Raw genomic sequence first — 20,093 nt, forward strand, 5'->3', positions numbered from 1 at the left:
AGTTATAAAACTAAAATTCAGTTATAAAGCTAAAGATTAAGCTTGGTACTTTTTAATAACTAATGTTGCGTTAGTACCACCAAAGCCAAAGCTGTTAGACATTACTGTAGTCAGCTCTTGGTCACGAGCTTCCGTTACGATGTCTAGGCCTGCGCCTGCTTCATCTAGGTTTGCAACGTTAATGCTTGGAGCAATAAAGCCGTTGTCTAGCATTAGTGTTGAGTAAATTGCTTCGTGTACACCAGCTGCGCCTAGAGCGTGACCTGTCATCGCTTTAGTTGCTGAGATTGCAGGGCTGTTACCGCCAAAGACTTCTTGGATTGCGCCAAGTTCTTTAACATCTCCAACTGGAGTTGAAGTACCGTGAGTGTTCACGTAGTCAACGCCATCAACGTTTTGCATTGCCATCTTCATACAACGAACTGCGCCTTCACCAGAAGGAGCAACCATGTCGTAGCCATCTGAAGTCGCGCCGTAACCTACAATCTCGCCATAGATTTTTGCACCACGAGCAACTGCGTGCTCAAGCTCTTCGATAACTAGCATGCCGCCGCCACCAGAGATTACGAAACCGTCACGGTCTGCATCGTAGGTACGAGAAGCTAATTCTGGAGTGTCGTTGTATTTAGTAGAAAGTGCACCCATTGCGTCGAACATCATAGTCAAAGACCAATCCAGTTCTTCACCGCCACCAGCAAATACTACGTCTTGCTTACCAAGTTGGATAAGCTCCATTGCGTGACCAATACAGTGTGCAGATGTTGCACATGCAGAACTCATAGAGTAGTTCACACCACGGATTTTGAAAGGAGTTGCTAAACAAGCCGAAACCGTCGAAGCCATTGTTCGTGGAACCATGTAAGGACCAACACGCTTAACGCCTTTTTCACGAATGATGTCTACTGCATTAACTTGGTTTAGAGAAGAAGCACCGCCTGAACCCGCAACGATACCCGTGCGGTCATTAGATACTTGGTCTTCAGTTAAACCTGAATCTGCAATTGCTTGTTCCATTGAAAGATATGCGAATGCCGCTGCATCACCCATAAAGCGCATTTTTTTGCGATCGATATGGTCAGCAGGGTTCATTTTTAGGTTACCCCAAACTTGAGAGCGAAGACCGTTTTCCTTAAACTGCTCTGAAGCTGTGATACCAGATTTACCCTCTTTTAAAGATGCTAAAACTTCTTCGACGTTGTTACCGATACTTGAAACAATACCCATACCGGTGATTACGACTCGTTTCATGTGACATTCCTATAATTCAAAATTCAACTAGATGATAACTAAGAAGCATAACAAAAGTGGTCAGCTTTCCTAGAAATTCGTACAATCCCCTCCAACATATCGCTTCAAATCACAAAATGACAGGTTTTATGACTTCAATTACTAATGCAGAGCTGGAATGGAACGAAGCTGGTACCCCAGTTTCAGACCAATTTGACGACGTTTACTTCTCTAATGTAAATGGATTAGAAGAAACTCGCTATGTCTTCTTAAAACAAAACCACCTACCAGAGCGTTGGATTGAACATCAACAACGCCGTTTTGTGATTGCCGAAACAGGCTTTGGTACAGGCTTAAACTTCCTAGCCGTTTGGCACTGGTTCGAAGCCTTTCTTAAAGATAACCCTGAAGCTATTACTAAAGAATTACACTTTGTCAGTTTCGAAAAATACCCGCTTAATAAAGCGGATTTAATTAAAGCACATCAAGCTTGGCCCGAACTCGCAAAATATGCAGAGCAATTACAGGCTCACTACCCAATCGCGCTTCCTGAATGTCACCGCATAGTTCTTGCTGATGGAGCAATTACGCTCGACTTATGGTTTGGTGATATTAAAGATTGTATGCCAAACGTGCCTACCCCGTGTGAAGGTTTAGTTGATGCTTGGTTCTTAGACGGTTTTGCGCCAAGCAAGAACCCAGAAATGTGGAATCAGAACCTATTCAACGGCATGGCAAAACTGGCTAAACAAGATTGCACATGCGCGACATTCACCGCTGCTGGTTTTGTTCGAAGAGGACTGATTGAAGCTGGCTTTGATATGAAAAAAGTCAAAGGCTTTGGTACTAAACGTGAAATGATTGCAGGCGCACTAAGAGACAAAACGCCTTATACCAATATCAAACCTTGGTTTGCACTATCTCAGCCCGCATCCACTGATGACATTGCTATTGTAGGCGGTGGCATTGCGAGTGCATCTCTAGCTAAAACGCTTTCCCGCCGAGGAAAAAATATCACCTTGTACTGCGAACATCAGCAAGCCGCAGGTAATGCCTCAGGTAATAATCAAGGTGCTATTTATCCATTACTAAGTGAAGCAAAAGCCAATGTTTCTCGAGTATTTGGACCGGGGCTTTTGTTTGCTCGTCAATTTATCAACCAAGCAGCGGAAAGCATTCAATTTGACCATGATTGGTGCGGCGTCAATATTTTAATGTGGGATGAAAGCTCTAAGAAAAAGCTCAATCGCATGTTGGAAGGTAACTTCCATACAGATCTGATTCAACGCCTAACACCCGAGCAAGCAAATGAAAAGATCGGTTTACCTGTTGATAAAGAAAGTGTCTACTTCCCTCTTGGAGGCTGGTTAAGCCCATTACAACTCACACAAGGTTTGATCAAGCAACTAGACGCTGGGGACAATTTTCATGTTCATTATGAGCACGAAGTAAAAAACCTTGAATGGCAACCAGCAACGCAACAGTGGCAGCTTACAATTTCAACACCAAACGGAATTAAAACCACGACCCATTCACAAGTTGTGATTGCTAATGGGCACAAGTTCACTCAGTTTGAGCAGTCACAGCGTATACCTTTAACTCCAGTTAAAGGGCAAGTCAGCCATATCCCAACCACAGACAATTTAAGTAAGCTCAACACTGTGCTTTGTTTTGATGGTTATTTAACCCCACAAAATACGAATAATGGCCATCACTGCATCGGGGCTAACTATGATAAAAGCAATATAGACCAAGCATTTGATGTGGAAGTGCAAAAGCATAATGGCGAAAGGCTAGCGGGCAGCTTGCCCGAACAAGCTTGGGCTAACGATGTCGATACTAGCGCGAATTTATCAAGACAAGGGATTCGTAGTGTTAGCCGTGATCACTTGCCGTTTGTTGGGAACATTGGTGATTTTGAGAAAATTACTGATGAGTATAAAAACTTGCATACGACTAAAGAATCAGAGGCAACTCCTGTTGCAAGCTACCCTAACCTCTATAGCTTTATTGGCTTAGGCTCCCGCGGCTTAAGCTCGGCGCCTTTACTAGCTGAAGTGTTAGCATCTCAAATTTGTGGAGACCCTTTACCCTTACCTACTGATGTGCTCGAAGCCATTCATCCAAGTAGAATGTGGGTAAGAAGATTACGTAAAGGCAAGGAACTCACTGCTGGCTGGGTTGCAGACAAAAATGCAAATTCATAGCTGATACCTATATAAGTGCAACTAAGATCATTTAAAACATACACATATATAACCAATCAAGCAGATGAGTAACTAAATAACTAAGCCTATCTTTGTAGGCAAAACAATCAAAAAAGCCTGACCAATAGAATTGTAGTCAGGCTTTTTATAATCTTATTTTCTAGCTTTTCAATTTTTAACAGAAAGCTTAAAAAGTGATAATCGACTTACAGCTTTTACTCAGCTAACTTAGCAACAGCACCTTTAAGCTGTGCAGAAATGTCATCATTGCTTACTGAGCCAGTTGCAAAATCAAAGTTGTCGTAGAAGCTTGGAACAGAAAGTGATGCTTTCACATTGCCACCAAAGTAAGGAGCTGAACCAACTGCTGCGCCAAGTACTGTTTGAGCGCCGCCAGGACCAGGTGAAGTTGCTAGGTAAACAGCTGGTTTTTCGCCAAATACAGAACGCTCAATACGTGTTGCCCAATCAAACAAGTTTTTGTATGCCGCTGGGTAGTGACCGTTGTGCTCCGCAAACGAAATAACAAATGCATCAGCTTCTGCTAAATCACGCAAGAAAGCTTGAGCACCTTCTGCTTGACCAATTTCTTTTTCAGTATCTTCACTGAACATCGGAACGTTGTAATCTTTGATATCTAGAACTTTAACTTCAGCACCTTCAATCAAGTTTGCTGTGTAAGTTGCCAAAGCTTTGTTGATAGAAGTAGAGCTTGTGCTTGCACCAAATGCGATAACTTTCATGATAGATCCTTGTATATTTAATCTGATTGGATGAGATTTCATATTCTCGTTAAGTGCGTTTAGAATAACTTACTCAACAAATGGAACAATCAGAATAATTGTACAGACTCATTCAAAAAATTCGAATGAGTCTAAAAATCACAAAATAGACAAAGTGTAGAAGAGAGGGTTAAGCGAGGTTTTGTAATTCAACCCATAGATCATTCACGATAGTACGATCTGCAGGTGTTAGTTCTGAACGTGCTTCATCTAAGCTTTTTTCAATGCGCACTTTTACTTCTGCAACATCTTCAATGCCGTCGTCTTCACAAGTCGCAACCGAAAGAGAGATATGACCACGCAGATAGCCACCAGCAAATAATTCGTCATCAGATGCAGTTTCAATTCTTGCATCAATCAATTCCAGTAACTTTTCTTCAAACTCTATAATCATGGTCTTCTCTTATTTCACTATAAATTGGCTAGTACATAAGTTGGGGGTGTTGTAAAAGCTAACTAAAGCTTCTGAAAGCATTTTCACTCTTGGCGGTAAGCCACTTTCTAAAATACCCATCACTTCTTTATGTACTTTATGCATAAAAGCCAAACGATCTGGCTCAAAATCGCCGTGTAGATTGTCACAGCTTACCGTAAAAGGAAAGCCTGCGCTCATTGCTAAAATCCACTCATACGCTTGCGGGCGAATTTCAACCTTTTCAAACTCAGATTGAACAGCTTCAGTCCGCCCATCTGGCTCATACCAATAACCAAAATCTTCAAGCAAGCGACGTTCTGCACCTGCAACGCACCAATGCGCAATTTCATGTAATGCTGATGCGTAAAAGCCTCGAGCAAAGACTATTCGATGGTGAGATACCATATTATCGGCAGGTAGGTAAATAGGTTCGTCTTTGCCTAGCTCTAACTTAGTATTAAAACTTTCAAAGAAAGTGTTATTGAAGATAGCAATAATGTCAGAATATTGATGATTCATAGTGTTCAATAAATGATGAATAACGGCTGCATTTTGCGGTTTTTTATTTATAAGGTAAAGCCTTATAGCTCGTATTGTTATAGCGATTACTATAGCTAATCTGAAAGCCCTGTTTAAAGTACAAATATTCATTCGTCATCAACCCATTTTGCCACTAAACTCTCGCTTCATTTTTATATCCTAGAGCTTATATTTCACCAATTTATAGGCTCAACTTATAGAGTTACAACAATGCTATTAAGTGTTTTATATATCATTGGCATCACGGCTGAAGCAATGACTGGCGCACTCAGCGCTGGAAAACAAAAAATGGATTGGTTTGGCGTTATGCTTGTGGCAAGTGCGACCGCAATTGGTGGTGGTACAGTACGAGATATTCTTCTTGGGCATTACCCTCTTGGTTGGGTGGAAAACCCTGAGTTTTTGGCGATTACTTGCGTAGCCGGTGTCATCACTACCGGTCTTGCTAAGTGGGTAATAAAGCTTAAAGGGCTGTTCATTCGTCTTGATGCGCTTGGTCTGATTGTTTTCAGCATCATTGGTACTAAGGTCGCGATTTCTATGGGTCTGCACCCTGGGATATGCATGGTTTCAGCATTGGTTACGGGCGTATTTGGTGGTTTATTACGTGATTTAATCTGCAGACAAACGCCACTCGTTTTACATGAAGAGCTCTATGCCTCTATCGCACTTATCGCTTCAGGTTTATACCTAGGTTTGCTTGAACTTGGTATTAACGATGTGACAGCGACAATCGTTACTTTGGTCGTTGGATATTTGCTACGTATGGCTGCGGTTAGATTCAAATGGCGTTTACCTTCTTTCCAGCTAGACCCAGAAAGCTCTGTCCATTAAATACCATATTCCCAACTACGCAGAATATAAAAAGGGTTGCTTCATTACGAAGCAACCCTTTTTTTGTCTCTCTTAATTCGGTATTGAATGAAGATAAACTGAATTAGATTTTTGGTGTTTCTGTTGTTACACCAAAGTTTTGACCACGGTGACGCAATAAGTGATCAAGCAATACAATTGCCAGCATCGCTTCTGCAATCGGCACAGCACGAATGCCAACACATGGGTCATGACGACCTTTAGTAATTAACTGCGTTGCTTCGCCATCTTTAGTAATGGTATCACCTGGAACGGTAATGCTTGATGTTGGTTTAAGCGCAATGCTTGCCACAATATCTTGTCCAGTAGAAATACCACCTAAAATTCCACCAGCATGATTACTTGAGAAACCTTCAGGAGTCAGTGGGTCACGATGCTCACTACCCTTTTGGTTTACTACATCAAAACCATCACCAATTTCGACACCTTTCACCGCGTTGATGCTCATTAACGCATGAGCAATATCCGCATCTAAACGATCAAAGATTGGTTCACCTAAGCCTACAGGGACTTTGGTCGCAACCACTTGGATTTTAGCGCCGATCGAGTTGCCTTCTTTGAGAAGGTCACGGATAAGCTGATCAAATTCAGGGACTTTATCTGCATCAGGGCAGAAGAACGCGTTGTTCTCAATCTCGTTCCAATCCACTTTCTCAATCGAGATATCACCCATTTGAGAAAGATAAGCTTGGATTTCAACGCCAAATTCTTGCTTCAAATACTTCTTAGCAATAGCACCAGCGGCAACACGCATGGCGGTTTCACGGGCAGAAGAACGGCCACCACCACGGTAGTCACGCACACCATATTTTTGATGATAGGTGTAATCAGCATGACCTGGGCGGAATTTATCTTTTATTTCAGAATAGTCTTTAGAGCGCTGGTCAGTATTTTCAATTAACAGACCAATAGAAGTGCCTGTTGTTTGCCCTTCAAATACACCTGATAAGAATTTCACCTCATCAGCTTCGCGACGAGCAGTGGTATAACGAGAAGTGCCTGGGCGACGACGATCCAAATCCTTCTGAAGATCCTCTTCCGTAATTTTTAATCCTGGTGGGCATCCATCTACGATACATCCTAGTGCGATACCGTGACTTTCCCCGAATGTGGTCACGCGGAAATGTTGTCCGATACTGTTTCCTGCCATTACTTCCTCTAAATTAGCCATTATTCAAGAAATGGATAGAATCCTTCTATTTAACAGCTTTACTTGTCTATTCTTCGTAGATTCATAGTGGCTTTAATAACAAATGATGTAAACCCCAAAAAATACACAATTGACAGTTTATCGCCAAAATAAAAAAGGAAGCCCTTAGTTAGGCTTCCTTTCAATCTATAATCTACATATCAAGAATGATAAAAGTAAATTAGTAATTCTCACCTTTCCATGTCATGTTGAACTTAATTTCTTCTAGATATTCAAGTTCAGAAAACTGCATAACACCGATAAAACTATACACATTTCCAACTTTTAAATTTTCATTAATATCAAAGTCGATAGCCGCATAATTTACGCCATTTTCTTGATTATCGTAACACTCGAAGCCGCCGTCCCAGTCCCCACCTGAATATGAGTAGAAGCGCTCGCCTGACTCATCATAGCCACTTAAATAAAACTGACTGTAAAACTCTCTTAGGTCGTTACACGTAATGTCATGTCCTGGAGTATCAAAAAAGATATTCGCATCATACTGGCCTTGATCACCTGATTGAGGTAGCCCCATCGACATAGAAACATACCCCAGTTCATACTGACCATCCGCAGCTCCGGGTAGATACATCGGGAAATCATTGTCACCATCGTGAGTATCAGATTCAAGGTTGATACGAGCTTCAGCTAAAGACTTATTACTATACCAAGCAAGTCTTTGATGCTCTTCGTCTTCTTCAATAAATGACATCAACACCATTTTTGTGCCTGCGCCCATTGCATCGGCATCTTCAACAATTTTAAGGTGTATAATCTCTGATAGGATGCCGTCTTCTTCATCTTCCCAGCTCATTGTAAGTTCAACGATATTACCTTTGATAACATAAGAGCTCTCACTCTCTAAAGTATCCGCTTCACCACATGATTGCAGGTTATCTAAGCTGCGTTGATTAAAGTAAACTTTGCCATCACTCAAACGAATCGAATCACACCATACTCTGTCGACTTCATTAACACCGCTATCTGTACCATCATCTGAACCCCACTCAAGGAAATGCCAAGTTTGGTTTTCTAATGGGTGACCGTCTACAGGTGGAGTACCCGATTCATCGATAAGTGGGAAGCTTAAGGTGGTTGTAACCGATTCAAGATCGTTACCGTCATTGGCAATAACGGTTAGTGTTTCTTCACCGGCCGCTGCTGCTCTTGGTATAGCACCACTGAAAGTTACCTTACCTTCTGGGCTTACCAATGCATCAAAACCAGTGCGAGTCGCTGTTGAAAGCGTCGTTTCAACTTCATAGCTCAATACATCGCCATCAGCATCTGTAAATAATGCGCTCACATCTAAACTTTGGCTCAGCGTTTCACCTTCGGTTATCGCCCAGCTATTCATTTCCGCTTGAAGTGCCGCTTTAACCGCTTCATCGACAACAGGTAATTGATTATCGCCTTCTACTAACACTTTCATTTCTAATGGGTATGAGCGTGCATTATGAGAATCGGTTGCGAAAATATGGTAAACGTACTCACCTTCAGTTCCAAACTCTCCACTGATAACTCCAGAATTACTATCAATCGAAAGATTATTATTACCTTCGTCACCGATGTAACTTAGGCTGAATGTCATTACATGATCTTCTGCATCTTCAAATTTTTCAGAAACATCAATCGGTACCCAAGAGTCTTCTGGATCGAGCTCGATGAGATCGATAGAACCTACAACTTTAGGTCGGGTGTTTGGGGTAACAATGATGTCACCACCGTTAGCTGGAATATCAACAATTGGAGAATAATCATCGAGTGTTTGGGTATCATCTTCGATGATTTTTTGCGTAGCTTCAGCAAGCACAGCAGCAAGCTTCAACTGATTATCAATTGATTCATCGGAATAATCGACGAGCACTTCGCCAATTAGGTTCAACGCTTCAGCTTGCTCTGACGAGTCAATAATATAATCACCAAAGATCAAGCTTTCAGATACCTCTAAACCTGAGCTCTCTGTTATCGATGCAACCACTTCCGCTTCTGCATCTTCAACCGTTAATGTTTCATCGTCCGCCATAAGCATTTTAACCATATTGGTCATTGGGTTAACAATAGGTCCCGACCCCATGCTCGCTAACGTGAAGTTATGTTGAACGAGACCACGATTACTATCAATTGTTTGACCTGCAACGGCGTCAACACACACTACAGCACCTTGATGCTCAACTGGAACGTTTACCTTCCCATCAATATCTGTTTGGCTACTCGCTCCTGTTAAAGCTGTATCACAAATACCATCTTGGGTCGTATCAACTGAAACATTCGCTTTAATCAAATACCCATCAATAGCGGTGATTGAAAACGTACTTGCGCCTCCGGAGCTGCTATCAGAACCACACCCCACAAGAACCATTGCAATTGACGTTGCCAGTAAACCTTTCTTTTTCATTGTTATTCCCTGTTAAGCCTAAGAAGAAAAAATAAGCATCGTCTGATGATTTATTTTTGTTTAGCTGTATTTTCAAGGAAGACGTGTACTTAGAACAAGACACAGGGAATAGTAAAAAACACGTAATATTTTTTATTAAGATTCTGTTTATTTTGGCGTTGATCACTTACAACTAACATCATCAGGCGCTCAAGCGAGTATGAAGCCAGCTCTTTGCAAATTTAATGTCTTTCTCTACCAAGCTAGAGCTGCATTCCAATAATTCACTAATCTCAGAGTGCTTAAGTCCAATATAATATTTTAGTTTGAGAACATTGGACTGCCGCGGGTATCTCTCGCTAAAAATAGTTAAAGACTGTTCCAGTATTGCTCTTTTTTCTAAAGGAAGTTGGTCAATAAATAAGGTGCTATCACACAAACAATTACCGGAAGCACTGTTACCGGCACTACTATTAGTCTCTTTTTTTCGCTTATTTGCTCTTAATGCCCAAGAACGATTGATCAAAATATGCTGCATCGCTTTGGCAGCCATTAAGTAAAACTCTCGTGACCGGCTCACTTGCAACCGATCTATCGATGATAACTTAAGGTAGCTTTCATGAATGAGCTCAGTAGTCGAACTGCCATCATCACATAGTTCATGTTGGGCTTCCTGGTGTATTTGCACACACCTAGAGCGCTTTGCTTTAGCTAACTTTTTCAGCCTAAAATAAGCAAATCGATACAATTTAGCTTCTGAAGATTTACAACCAACCTGCCACCCTTCAATTAATTGGGTCAGTTTATTTTCATCTTTTTGTACAACACTATGTTCCATGCTATTACTTCTTAAAATGTTCAAACTACAGAAAAAGACCTACGAGTTGTACTTACCTCAAACTCAAGATCATACTCATGGCTTTGATGTTCTTTATTTAGAATTAAACTTTGAAAAGGGTGAAGTTTTTCTTCACTCAAATCCTCGTAATCAATATCGCTAATATTCACTTCAAAATATCGATTAGTCTCAAACGATTCTGTCATTCTAAAGTGAGGGTTAAAGTACGAATCCCAAAGTTGCTTATCACCAACTCCCTCCCTATGTTGTACATCCATATGAGAACTTTTTACTGGTTTATTTACATTCCTTTCTGCAAAGCGGTTATTCATTGGATAATTAAGAGCAGTAAGTTCATTCACAATCGAATCTAACTGGCTTTTTTTTGTTTGTAGGCTTTGGTAGGCGCTGATGTAAATCGACATGGCAGATATAAGACTCAGAGAGCAGGCTATTGCAACTGCCACTTTTACTGGGTGTCGTTGGATGATACTCAGCGCGACATGAGTTTTACTCTGTGTATGACAAGTAAGAGGGAAACGTGAGCGTACATTTTCGACATCTTTACGAAGTGCACCCACGGTTGAGTACCTTAAATGAATTTGATCATTCGAAGCATAATGAATAACCTCTTCAAGTTGTTTAGATCGCCCATTGCATGAAAACATCAAGTCTAAAATCTGCCCTAGAGCATAGACATCCGCCATTGTATTAATAGGCTTGCCCTTTATTTGCTCTGGACTCGCAAAATCAGAACTGGCAGCACGAACCACAAAATCGCTGGAGTTTTCCGCAAATAAGCCAGACAGAGCTTCATTCTGTTGGGTTAGGTTAAAATCTATTAACTTAGGCTTACCCTGAGCATCAATCAAGATGTTATCCGGCTTCAGATCTGCATGTAATATCTCAAAAGAATGTGCATGCTCTATCGCCAGACATATATCGCAAAACAACGTCAGTTTATCCATGTTCTTTAAGCTGGACTTATTGAGGTATTCAGATAAGGCAACGCCTTCAATATGCTCCATGACAATATAGACAGTGCCTTCATGTATCCCAGCATCATAAACTTTTGCAATAAATGGGTGGTTCAAGCTCGCCAACATTTGAGCTTCTCGAAAAAGTAATGAACTGCCGAATAGCTGAACAATTTCTTGCTTAAAAAACTTAATAGCAAAATTTTGTTCAAACACAGGGTCATTTCGAGAACAAAAATACACAACTCCAAATCCGCCTCGCCCTAACTCTTGTTCTACTCGATACCGATCAACCACTTCATTTTCGAAACATAGAGCTACGTTAGATGTTGATGATAAATGTTCATCAATAAGGGTCGTTAAAGGATAGCTAGGAGGGGAAGACAATAAAGCTTCTACACGAGAGACGAGTTCCGGCATTGTGCGGTCGATATCTGCAAGAATGGCATTTTGTTCATCCATATCACAGTCAATCAAACGATAAAACAATTCAGTGCTGCTTACATTATTAGTCATTGAATTTAAATGGTTATGACGCAATTTATTTTATACATCAAGGAGTAACCATGATAAATAAAATAGAAACATTTGGACACACTAGGTATCAAATAAGCACACTTATAGCATGGTTATATAACCCAGCATTAACCGTTAAAGAATGCCATGCAAGCAATTAAGCAACACCATGCGTATCAACTATTTCTGAGTAGCATTTACGACCGTATATCTACACCAACCCTTTGATTTTATGACGGGGGAAAATATACGCGCAAGCGAGCTTTATAGATGTCCATCCGTGTTTCTGACTTCCACTGAATTTCACTCTTAGCCTGATCTTTTCGTCGCCACCAGCCCAAGACAGCGTATTCTGTATCAAAGATGGATTTTCTGGAAAAACTTCAACTTGAGGTATGGGTGCACCGTGTTCCAAAACTGCATATTTATTATCTACATAATAAACAATCACTACGAGCGCTTTGCCTAGCAGCGACTCCGTTCCTTTGATGAGTTGCTCTTGTTGGTCACTAAAAGCTTGAGCTAATTGCCTACCAATATTTTTTGAAATTGCCTCTAAAGCCCCTCGATGATCAACATCATCACTTGCAAATTTATCTCTTACGTCACCCAACACCGCATTAAGCTCATCTTGTGCTAATCCAAAATAAGTGGGACCGAGTATTTGCCCAATGCCTGGATTCTTACAGTTAATTTCATTAGAAGCTTTGGCTATCGCTTTGAGGGAAATAGGCTCAGACACATACTTATTATCGACTTTTAAAATTAATTCGATATCGGCAGTATCAAGACGGTTATCTAAGTAAGCGTCTGGGACAAGCTCTATCGAATCCATCGTATATTCACCATGCTTTCTTTTTAGAAATGCCATTAACCCATCTACCGCACCAACCGTGGTTTTGGTGATGCACTCACATTCGTTTTCAGTGATATTTGGGGAGTACTTTTTGAACATATCGACGAAGTTATTTTCATCAAGCTGCCGAACACTTGAGTTAACTTTCAGTATCTGTGAGTAAAAAATGGCTTCAGAACATTTACCAATCGCATTAGGGTTCGCTTGACTTCCTGCGGGCTTAAATCCCCCTGAAAGTGCTTCGTTAAACCGACTTAAAGCACGGAGGTTTCCTTTCACTATGGTTTGATCAGCTTTAGGCTTCGAATAACTCGTTGCCAGCTTTATCGAGGATACAGGGCTACTTTCGAACTTAAACCTAAGCAAGAGAGTGATATCGTCAGAAGTTATGCCCACGCTGTTCATTCCAACTTTAGAGATACTGACGTTTTTAGTCTCATGAACGTCCACTCGAAACTCATCAACACCTTTAAGTACATCACCGTCATAACGCGTAATCACGTTGAAGGAACTTGTCATAAATAAAGCATTGAAAGCCTGTTCAATAGCACCACTTGCTTGGTTATATTCTTTGATGAATAAGCCAAAACACTTTTCTCGAAGTTCATATAAAAACTTCGACCGAAACGCTTCGACTTCAGGAACAAACTTCGGACATACCTTTTTTAATTCATCTTTTAGCTCACGCTCTGTTGCATCTTTTTTAAAATTATCACTAAAAACGGCAGTCGTCTCAGACAAGAAATCTCGATAAGCACTTTCAAAGTAGGAATTGAATTCATCTTGCAAGTTAGGTGAATTAAAGTATTTTTCAATAAAACTTTTAGCCCCTAAGTTTTTGGGTTGTATCGTTTGTTTGTTCTTAATTTTGTACAAATTAACGCATACGGTTTCACCATCATTTTTACGTAATGTAAGATCAGGTGCTGTGTTTGAATTCTCCGCTTCAAACTTATTCGTCACTTCCACAATGTCACTATGCTTTTCTATGATAAAACGCGCGGTAGCAGAAGCTATTCCGTCAAATTCAGGTAACACTTTGCTATCTAAGTAGCTTCTTATTTGTGAGGTAACAGCCTGAACGTGGAGATCTCCACTTTTCCTTGGATTTGAACTTTGCATAAATGTTTTCACTGTGAAAATTCAGTTTGCGTTAATTTCTCCCCTACAGGTAGGAGTGAACGCATAAACTGAAACTAAGAAGTTTGAGGCTACTAATTTAAAGTAGCCAAATAGAATTTCATAGTAGTGGAATCAATAAATAGTCATCATGTCTTGTTTATATCGCTGATTAAAAAAGCATGCTGAGAGTGAGTGATTCACTCGTTTAAAGACATAAGAATCTAACTATGTGGGTATGTAAGAAAACAATTGAGTCAGATAAACATTATCGCCCAAACGCAAAAAACCCGACAACTCATTGAGTTATCGGGTTTCTTAAATAATGGCACGCCCTGAAGGATTCGAACCTTCGACCACCTCCTTAGAAGGGAGGTGCTCTATCCAGCTGAGCTAAGGGCGCGCTGCAGGAAAAGATTATACGAGATAGATTCTGTAAATCAACGGGTTTATGTAACATTCTGATCTAAGTGGGTAAAAAAAAGTCACTTACGTTATAAGTGAAGAAAAATAGACCAATGCAAACGTTTGCTTGATGGAAATCAAAAACGTTTTCTGAAATAATGCGCCAAAACATCAGCCACTAACTTGAATATCAATACTAAGGAAATTCATGACAGCTCAAAATATTGATGGAAAGCTAATTTCTCAAACCGTTCGCTCTGAAGTCGCAGCACGTGTTAAAGCTCGCACTGAGGCGGGTTTACGAGCTCCAGGATTAGCAGTTGTATTAGTGGGTGAAGACCCAGCATCTCAAGTTTATGTAGGAAGCAAGCGTAAAGCATGTGAAGAAGTCGGGTTTGTTTCAAAATCCTACGACCTAGATGCAACCGCAACTGAAGAAGAACTATTAAACTTAGTTGATCAGCTTAATGAAGATCCTGAGATTGATGGCATCTTAGTCCAACTACCTTTACCTGCTGGAATTGACAGCACTCATGTTTTAGAGCGCATTACTCCAGAAAAAGACGTAGATGGATTCCACCCATATAATGTGGGCCGCCTTGCTCAACGTATGCCAAAGCTTCGCTCTTGCACACCTAAAGGCATCATTACTCTACTAGACAGATACAACATTGACTTACGTGGTAAACACGCCGTTGTTGTTGGTGCATCTAACATTGTTGGTCGCCCTATGACTTTAGAGCTTTTACTAGCGGGCTGTACGACAACAACTTGTCACCGCTTTACTAAAGATCTTGAAGGTCACGTTCGCCAAGCAGATGTGGTTGTGGTTGCGGTAGGTAAACCTAATTTCATCCCTGGCGCGTGGATTAAGAAAGGTGCAATCGTGGTCGATGTAGGTATTAACCGACTAGATTCGGGCAAGCTTGTCGGTGATGTTGAATACGATGTAGCAAAAGAGAACGCGAGCTTCATTACTCCGGTTCCTGGCGGTGTAGGTCCTATGACTGTTGCTAGCCTCATCGAAAATACGATGATCGCTTGTGAGCAGTTTCATTCAAAATAATCTGAGTTCAAGGTTCCCCCGAAATTAAGGGAGACATAAACTCATTCAAATTAAAAAGCCGCGGCGTTCATAACGCAGCGGCTTTTGTTTATTTTCAAATGAGTAGTCTTTCAGATGGCACAATCAGTTGAATTTAATTCTATCTGCTAAGTGACTCACCGCGAGTGCAAAGTAATACGAGCGATTCCACTTCATCAGGACGTTGTAGTTGTTATAAACCAAATACGAACGACCTGATTGATCATCTGGCATAATTAACCAAGCTTGAATGTCTTCATCCAGCTTAGGCAATGCACTGCCATCAAAACGCTTCACACCAAGTTCAGACCACTCCTGTAAATACTTAGCTTTGTCTGCCGTTCTACCTTGCAGATCAAGAGAAATATCAGAAGGAACAGAAACCTGGCGACCCCAAGTATATTGGTCATCCCAGCCTGACTGGTTTAGATAGTTAGCAGCAGAGGCAAACACATCTTCTTCAGTATTCCAGATGTCTTTTTTACCATCACCACTACCATCCGCAGCATAAGCTAGAAATGAACTAGGCATGAATTGAGGTTGCCCCATTGCCCCAGCCCATGAACCTTTCATATCTTTAGGCTTGATATGACCTTCTTCAAGAATGGTTAATGCAGCCATTGCCTCTTTACTAAAAAAGGCTTCACGACGACCGTCATAAGCCATTGTCGTCAAAGCATCGATGACACTATAGTTACCAGTAAACTTGCCGAAGTTACTTTCCACGCCCCATAGCGCAACAATAAACCTAGGTTGAACACCGTATTCCTTACCAATTCGATGAAGGGCTTCATAATGTTTTTTATACAAGGTTTGTGCTTGCTTCACTTTCCATGCCGGGACGGCTCTAGGAATGTATTCATCTAAGGTTAGCTTTTTTTCTGGCTGATTTTTATCGGCTTTGACGGCTCTTGGTTTGAAAGTTACGCCATCAAACGCTTCTTCAAGAATAACTTCTGAAATACCGTGCTCACGACCTTGAGTTTTTAATTTCTCAACATACTGTTCAAAACTCAATTCATTAGCGAATGAGTTACTCGTCATCAGGCTACTCGCCAATAACAAGCCTGTTAAGCCAACTGTCGATTTACTTAATTTACTCAATGCTTCCTCCTTGAATTAATGTACTTAATCTTCATTATCCGCTTGTGCTTTACGCTCTTTATACAGTTCCAGCTCGTTCACTGGTGGCGGTGGCACTTGCAAAAAGAAGCCATCTTCAGCCATTGATACCTTCACTTTTTCAATATCAACTTGAGCCAAAGTTCTGCCTTCCATTTTGATGACCATAACAAAGCTAGGTTTACCAAACATTTGCATCAGTGCGTCAGGAACTTGTGAAAAATCATCCTTCTTAGGAATATAAAGGTATGTGCCTTCTTTCTTAGAGCTTTTATAAATAGAACACAGCATGACAAGCCTTTTTTATAGTTTATAACCACAAAACTCTAAGTTGAGAGTAATGTCGTTTATATAGATGAAATATTGGGAACAAAACGTTCATTTGACAACAAGATTACTTGCTGTGCTTGGTTTGGGAATATAACATGATAAACCTAGTTTCAGGCAATTCCCTTTATTGTAAAGATGAAAGAAATTGTAGCCATTCGTTATTGAGGTCCTGTAGTTTTCGATGTCTAGTAACCCAGATCTAAAAGGTAGCAGTTTTACTCTATCTGTATTGCATTTATCAGATGCCCAAGTCGAAAATGCGGTGGCTTTCCTCCAAGAGAAAGTAACGCAAGCACCTTCATTTTTTGAAGCGGCTCCGGTTGTGATCAATATCAGCCAAGTAGAAGGTGATATTGATTTTTCTCAACTGAAAAAAGGGATTTCTCTTGCAGGGATGATCCCTGTGGGTATTGCAGGCTGCAAAGATAAACGTATACAAAATTTAGCGAAGGAAGCCGGATTTGCTGTGATGACAGCAAGTAAATCGCCTTCCCAAGCACCCGCAACAATGGCGCCTACTAAAGTTGTCAGAACCCCTATTCGTTCTGGGCAGCAGGTTTACGCTAAAGACTGTGATTTAGTGATCCTTAGCCATGTCAGTGCTGGAGCTGAAGTTATTGCTGATGGCAGCATCCATATTCATGGCACACTACGCGGCAGAGCTATCGCTGGTGCAAGTGGCCAAACGCAAGCCAAAGTCATTTGTAATGATTTACAAGCTGAGCTTGTTTCTATTGCTGGTAACTATTGGTTAAGCGACCAAATTGAAAGCGAATACTGGCAGAAGAAGATCATACTCAGTATGACTGATGATGTTCTGCACTTAGATGTACTCGCGATTTAGAAAGATAAAAAGGAAAAAACAATGGCACGCATTATTGTTGTAACGTCAGGTAAAGGTGGAGTTGGTAAAACGACATCAAGTGCGGCTATCGCCTCTGGCTTAGCGCTAAAAGGCAAAAAAACCGCCGTAATTGATTTCGATATCGGCTTACGTAATCTAGATTTAATCATGGGCTGTGAACGCAGGGTCGTCTATGACTTTGTTAACGTGATCAATGGTGAAGCAACACTAAACCAAGCAATGATCAAAGATAAGCGTACAGATAACCTATTTATTCTGCCCGCTTCTCAAACTCGCGATAAAGATGCCTTGACGAAAGATGGCGTAAAACGTGTATTTGCTGAATTAGATGAGATGGGCTTTGACTTCATCATCTGTGATTCACCAGCAGGTATCGAGCAAGGTGCTCTAATGGCACTTTACTTCGCAGACGAAGCCATTGTTACGACTAACCCAGAAGTTTCTTCAGTACGCGATTCAGACCGTATTCTAGGAATTTTAGACTCAAAATCACGACGTGCCGAAGATGGGCTAGAGCCAGTAAAGCAGCACTTACTGTTAACTCGTTACAACCCAGCGCGTGTGACTCAAGGTGAAATGCTTAGCGTAGAAGATGTTGAAGATATTCTTCATATTTCACTATTAGGTGTTATCCCTGAGAGCCAAGCAGTCTTGAACGCTTCAAACAAAGGTGTACCCGTTATCTTTGATGACGCGACAGATGCAGGCATGGCATATAACGATACCGTAGAACGACTACTCGGTAACCAAGTTGATTTCCGTTTCTTAACGGAAGAGAAGAAGGGCATCTTCAAACGACTGTTCGGAGGCTAATATACGATGTCATTACTAGAGTTTTTTAGACCACAAAAGAAAACCACTGCAAATTTAGCAAAAGAGCGTTTACAAATTATTGTTGCTGAACGCCGCAGTCATGGTGATCCTTCACCTTCATATTTACCACAGCTTAAAGAAGATATTCTTAAAGTGATTGCTAAGTATGTAGATGTAGACCCCTCAATGGTTGATCTTTCTTTCGAGCATAAAGATGATGACATTTCAGTACTCGAACTGAATGTAAAACTGCCAGACGACGAAAAGTAATCACTTACTTTCATCTTGATGTAATACGTAAAAAAAGAGAGCCTCGGCTCTCTTTTTTATTTCTATTAAATCAGAAAAACAGTAATTAGTTTTCCCTCATGCTATTTAATTTTTTTGTCCAGATGAACACCAAGTAACTCTAAACGCCAGCCTTGCATAACATCTGGTAGCTTTTCAGGATTACGCTTGTGTTTCCAAACCCAGCTTAGCATTTGATTTAATTGCTTCTTAGACGCTAAAAACTCCGTCGCTAAACCACTCTTTTCAGACGCTAATTTCACTTCATCTTTCAATACTTTAAAGATTTGTTTGTAACCAGGGAAGTCCATCAAACGTTCCACAACCGCTGGGTACTCTTCTTCAGGCGTGTGCTCTGCAAGTTTCACAATAGAGCTTAGTTTTGCCCCGTGACGGCGAACCGAACGAATATCAAACCCTTCTTTTTCCATATCTTTCGGATTTTTAAGTGCAAACCGAGCCACAGCCCATAAGTCTTGCTCTTTAAATACGAAATTAAGCGCGAGATCTCGTTTGATCGCTTCTTTTAGTCGCCAAGTTGCTAATGGCTTAAGAATCGCCAGTTGATTTGGTTTAAGCTGCCATGCCCCTTTTATATCAAGGTATGCTTTTTCAGGCTCACTTGGACGAATACGCTTGGCTACTTGCAAAGCCGACTCTTGCTTGGCTGCATCCCACCAGCCCACTTCTGTCACTTTATCTAACAGCTTGTTATACATCGGCAATAAGTAATGCACGTCTGCTGCTGCGTAATCTAGCTGCTTTTGGGAAAGTGGGCGCGCTAGCCAATCCGTTCGAGATTCACTTTTATCCAAATCAACACCGACAAACTCAGAAACTAATGCAGCAAAGCCAGTCGACAAACCATGCCCTAAGAAAGCCGCCATGATTTGTGTATCAACCATTGGCGTTGGTGTACAACCAAAAGCATTTTGGAACACTTCAAGGTCTTCACCACAGGCATGCAATACTTTCAATACCGAAGTGTCTTGCAATAAGTCGACAAACGGTGTCATTTCATCAAGTGCGACAGGGTCGATTAAAGATAATGTTTCACCATCAAATAACTGAATTAAACCTAACTGAGGATAATAGGTTCTTGTTCGCACGAATTCCGTATCGAGCATAACAACATCAGCTTCTCGTGCTTGAAGGCAGACTTGCTCAAGATCTTGCAATTGGGTAATGATTTGATAGTTCACAAAAACTCTCACTAGGTTTCAATAATTGTCGCATACAAAAATGCCGACATAACTGCCGGCATTCT

General features: G+C 40.9%; 18 protein-coding genes and 1 tRNA gene. 6 read left to right on the top strand and 13 right to left on the bottom strand.

All coding sequences use genetic code 11. The features are described from left to right. Window positions 1–36: 36 nt before the first annotated feature. A complete protein-coding gene (gene fabB, locus OCU78_RS10110; protein WP_137374708.1) occupies window positions 37–1,248 on the bottom strand; it encodes a beta-ketoacyl-ACP synthase I in 1,212 nt (403 codons plus the stop codon). A gap of 56 nt (window positions 1,249–1,304) precedes the next feature. On the opposite strand from fabB, the gene mnmC reads away from it, so the two are divergent. Then, the gene (gene mnmC / locus OCU78_RS10115) at window positions 1,305–3,434 is read left to right on the top strand and encodes a bifunctional tRNA (5-methylaminomethyl-2-thiouridine)(34)-methyltransferase MnmD/FAD-dependent 5-carboxymethylaminomethyl-2-thiouridine(34) oxidoreductase MnmC (RefSeq protein WP_137374709.1); all 2,130 of its coding nucleotides are present in this window, start codon (window positions 1,305–1,307) and stop codon (window positions 3,432–3,434) included. Between the two features lie 215 nt (window positions 3,435–3,649). Here mnmC and OCU78_RS10120 read toward each other — a convergent pair whose 3' ends face one another. From OCU78_RS10120 to OCU78_RS10130, 3 genes are all read right to left on the bottom strand, one after another. Continuing rightward, entirely contained in the window at window positions 3,650–4,177 is a 528-nt protein-coding gene (locus OCU78_RS10120) for an NADPH-dependent FMN reductase (RefSeq protein WP_137374710.1), read from the bottom strand. A 169-nt stretch (window positions 4,178–4,346) separates the two neighbouring features. Further along, entirely contained in the window at window positions 4,347–4,610 is a 264-nt protein-coding gene (locus OCU78_RS10125; RefSeq protein WP_137374711.1) for a YfcL family protein, read from the bottom strand. A 9-nt stretch (window positions 4,611–4,619) separates the two neighbouring features. After that, window positions 4,620–5,150, bottom strand: a complete 531-nt coding sequence (locus tag OCU78_RS10130; RefSeq protein ID WP_137374712.1) for an elongation factor P hydroxylase — start codon at window positions 5,148–5,150, stop codon at window positions 4,620–4,622. A gap of 231 nt (window positions 5,151–5,381) precedes the next feature. Between OCU78_RS10130 and OCU78_RS10135 the strand changes: the two genes are divergently transcribed. Next, window positions 5,382–6,005 carry a trimeric intracellular cation channel family protein gene (locus OCU78_RS10135; RefSeq protein WP_137374713.1) on the top strand — a complete coding sequence of 208 codons (624 nt, stop codon included), beginning with the start codon at window positions 5,382–5,384 and terminating at the stop codon, window positions 6,003–6,005. Between the two features lie 103 nt (window positions 6,006–6,108). Here OCU78_RS10135 and aroC read toward each other — a convergent pair whose 3' ends face one another. The 6 genes from aroC to OCU78_RS10165 all read right to left on the bottom strand — a co-directional run bounded on the left by aroC (window position 6,109) and on the right by OCU78_RS10165 (window position 14,322). After that, window positions 6,109–7,194 carry a chorismate synthase gene (gene aroC, locus OCU78_RS10140; protein ID WP_137374714.1) on the bottom strand — a complete coding sequence of 362 codons (1,086 nt, stop codon included), beginning with the start codon at window positions 7,192–7,194 and terminating at the stop codon, window positions 6,109–6,111. 220 nt (window positions 7,195–7,414) lie between these two features. Further along, window positions 7,415–9,634 carry a hypothetical protein gene (locus tag OCU78_RS10145; RefSeq protein ID WP_137374715.1) on the bottom strand — a complete coding sequence of 740 codons (2,220 nt, stop codon included), beginning with the start codon at window positions 9,632–9,634 and terminating at the stop codon, window positions 7,415–7,417. A gap of 181 nt (window positions 9,635–9,815) precedes the next feature. Next, the gene (locus tag OCU78_RS10150; RefSeq protein ID WP_137374716.1) at window positions 9,816–10,451 is read right to left on the bottom strand and encodes an ECF-type sigma factor; all 636 of its coding nucleotides are present in this window, start codon (window positions 10,449–10,451) and stop codon (window positions 9,816–9,818) included. A 20-nt stretch (window positions 10,452–10,471) separates the two neighbouring features. Further along, window positions 10,472–11,944, bottom strand: coding sequence for a serine/threonine-protein kinase (locus tag OCU78_RS10155; protein ID WP_137374717.1), 1,473 nt, complete (start codon window positions 11,942–11,944; stop codon window positions 10,472–10,474). 211 nt (window positions 11,945–12,155) lie between these two features. Beyond that, entirely contained in the window at window positions 12,156–13,922 is a 1,767-nt protein-coding gene (locus OCU78_RS10160) for a hypothetical protein (protein WP_137374718.1), read from the bottom strand. Between the two features lie 323 nt (window positions 13,923–14,245). Beyond that, window positions 14,246–14,322: transfer RNA gene (locus OCU78_RS10165), tRNA-Arg, on the bottom strand. A 210-nt stretch (window positions 14,323–14,532) separates the two neighbouring features. On the opposite strand from OCU78_RS10165, the gene folD reads away from it, so the two are divergent. Continuing rightward, window positions 14,533–15,390, top strand: coding sequence for a bifunctional methylenetetrahydrofolate dehydrogenase/methenyltetrahydrofolate cyclohydrolase FolD (gene folD / locus OCU78_RS10170; RefSeq protein ID WP_137374719.1), 858 nt, complete (start codon window positions 14,533–14,535; stop codon window positions 15,388–15,390). A gap of 123 nt (window positions 15,391–15,513) precedes the next feature. Here folD and OCU78_RS10175 read toward each other — a convergent pair whose 3' ends face one another. Continuing rightward, window positions 15,514–16,512: a lytic murein transglycosylase gene (locus OCU78_RS10175; RefSeq protein WP_180033741.1), complete on the bottom strand. Its 999-nt coding sequence runs from the start codon at window positions 16,510–16,512 to the stop codon at window positions 15,514–15,516. A gap of 24 nt (window positions 16,513–16,536) precedes the next feature. Further along, window positions 16,537–16,821, bottom strand: coding sequence for a YcgL domain-containing protein (locus tag OCU78_RS10180; protein ID WP_137374720.1), 285 nt, complete (start codon window positions 16,819–16,821; stop codon window positions 16,537–16,539). Window positions 16,822–17,041: 220 nt separating this feature from the next. Between OCU78_RS10180 and minC the strand changes: the two genes are divergently transcribed. From minC to minE, 3 genes are read left to right on the top strand one after another with little or no spacing between them, the layout of a single operon-like run. Next, window positions 17,042–17,704 (top strand): septum site-determining protein MinC, encoded by a 663-nt coding sequence (minC, locus tag OCU78_RS10185; RefSeq protein ID WP_137374721.1) that lies wholly within the window; start codon window positions 17,042–17,044, stop codon window positions 17,702–17,704. Between the two features lie 21 nt (window positions 17,705–17,725). After that, window positions 17,726–18,538 (top strand): septum site-determining protein MinD, encoded by an 813-nt coding sequence (minD, locus tag OCU78_RS10190; RefSeq protein ID WP_137374722.1) that lies wholly within the window; start codon window positions 17,726–17,728, stop codon window positions 18,536–18,538. Between the two features lie 6 nt (window positions 18,539–18,544). Beyond that, entirely contained in the window at window positions 18,545–18,808 is a 264-nt protein-coding gene (gene minE, locus OCU78_RS10195; protein WP_137374723.1) for a cell division topological specificity factor MinE, read from the top strand. Between the two features lie 101 nt (window positions 18,809–18,909). On the opposite strand, the gene rnd is transcribed toward minE, so the two are convergent. Continuing rightward, window positions 18,910–20,028 (bottom strand): ribonuclease D, encoded by a 1,119-nt coding sequence (gene rnd / locus OCU78_RS10200; protein WP_137374724.1) that lies wholly within the window; start codon window positions 20,026–20,028, stop codon window positions 18,910–18,912. Window positions 20,029–20,093: the final 65 nt, after the last annotated feature.

It is taken from the genome of Vibrio gallaecicus (genome assembly GCF_024347495.1).
GTDB lineage: Bacteria > Pseudomonadota > Gammaproteobacteria > Enterobacterales > Vibrionaceae > Vibrio > Vibrio gallaecicus.

Bases quoted from the DNA above. Each gene is read 5' to 3' on its own strand.
- fabB (WP_137374708.1), bottom strand. From the start codon at position 1,248: ATGAAACGAGTCGTAATCACCGGTATGGGTATTGTTTCAAGTATCGGT.
- OCU78_RS10120 (WP_137374710.1), bottom strand. From the start codon at position 4,177: ATGAAAGTTATCGCATTTGGTGCAAGCACAAGCTCTACTTCTATCAAC.
- OCU78_RS10125 (WP_137374711.1), bottom strand. From the start codon at position 4,610: ATGATTATAGAGTTTGAAGAAAAGTTACTGGAATTGATTGATGCAAGA.
- OCU78_RS10130 (WP_137374712.1), bottom strand. From the start codon at position 5,150: ATGAATCATCAATATTCTGACATTATTGCTATCTTCAATAACACTTTC.
- OCU78_RS10135 (WP_137374713.1), top strand. From the start codon at position 5,382: ATGCTATTAAGTGTTTTATATATCATTGGCATCACGGCTGAAGCAATG.
- aroC (WP_137374714.1), bottom strand. From the start codon at position 7,194: ATGGCAGGAAACAGTATCGGACAACATTTCCGCGTGACCACATTCGGG.
- OCU78_RS10145 (WP_137374715.1), bottom strand. From the start codon at position 9,634: ATGAAAAAGAAAGGTTTACTGGCAACGTCAATTGCAATGGTTCTTGTG.
- OCU78_RS10150 (WP_137374716.1), bottom strand. From the start codon at position 10,451: ATGGAACATAGTGTTGTACAAAAAGATGAAAATAAACTGACCCAATTA.
- OCU78_RS10155 (WP_137374717.1), bottom strand. From the start codon at position 11,944: ATGACTAATAATGTAAGCAGCACTGAATTGTTTTATCGTTTGATTGAC.
- OCU78_RS10160 (WP_137374718.1), bottom strand. From the start codon at position 13,922: ATGCAAAGTTCAAATCCAAGGAAAAGTGGAGATCTCCACGTTCAGGCT.
- folD (WP_137374719.1), top strand. From the start codon at position 14,533: ATGACAGCTCAAAATATTGATGGAAAGCTAATTTCTCAAACCGTTCGC.
- OCU78_RS10180 (WP_137374720.1), bottom strand. From the start codon at position 16,821: ATGCTGTGTTCTATTTATAAAAGCTCTAAGAAAGAAGGCACATACCTT.
- minC (WP_137374721.1), top strand. From the start codon at position 17,042: ATGTCTAGTAACCCAGATCTAAAAGGTAGCAGTTTTACTCTATCTGTA.
- minD (WP_137374722.1), top strand. From the start codon at position 17,726: ATGGCACGCATTATTGTTGTAACGTCAGGTAAAGGTGGAGTTGGTAAA.
- minE (WP_137374723.1), top strand. From the start codon at position 18,545: ATGTCATTACTAGAGTTTTTTAGACCACAAAAGAAAACCACTGCAAAT.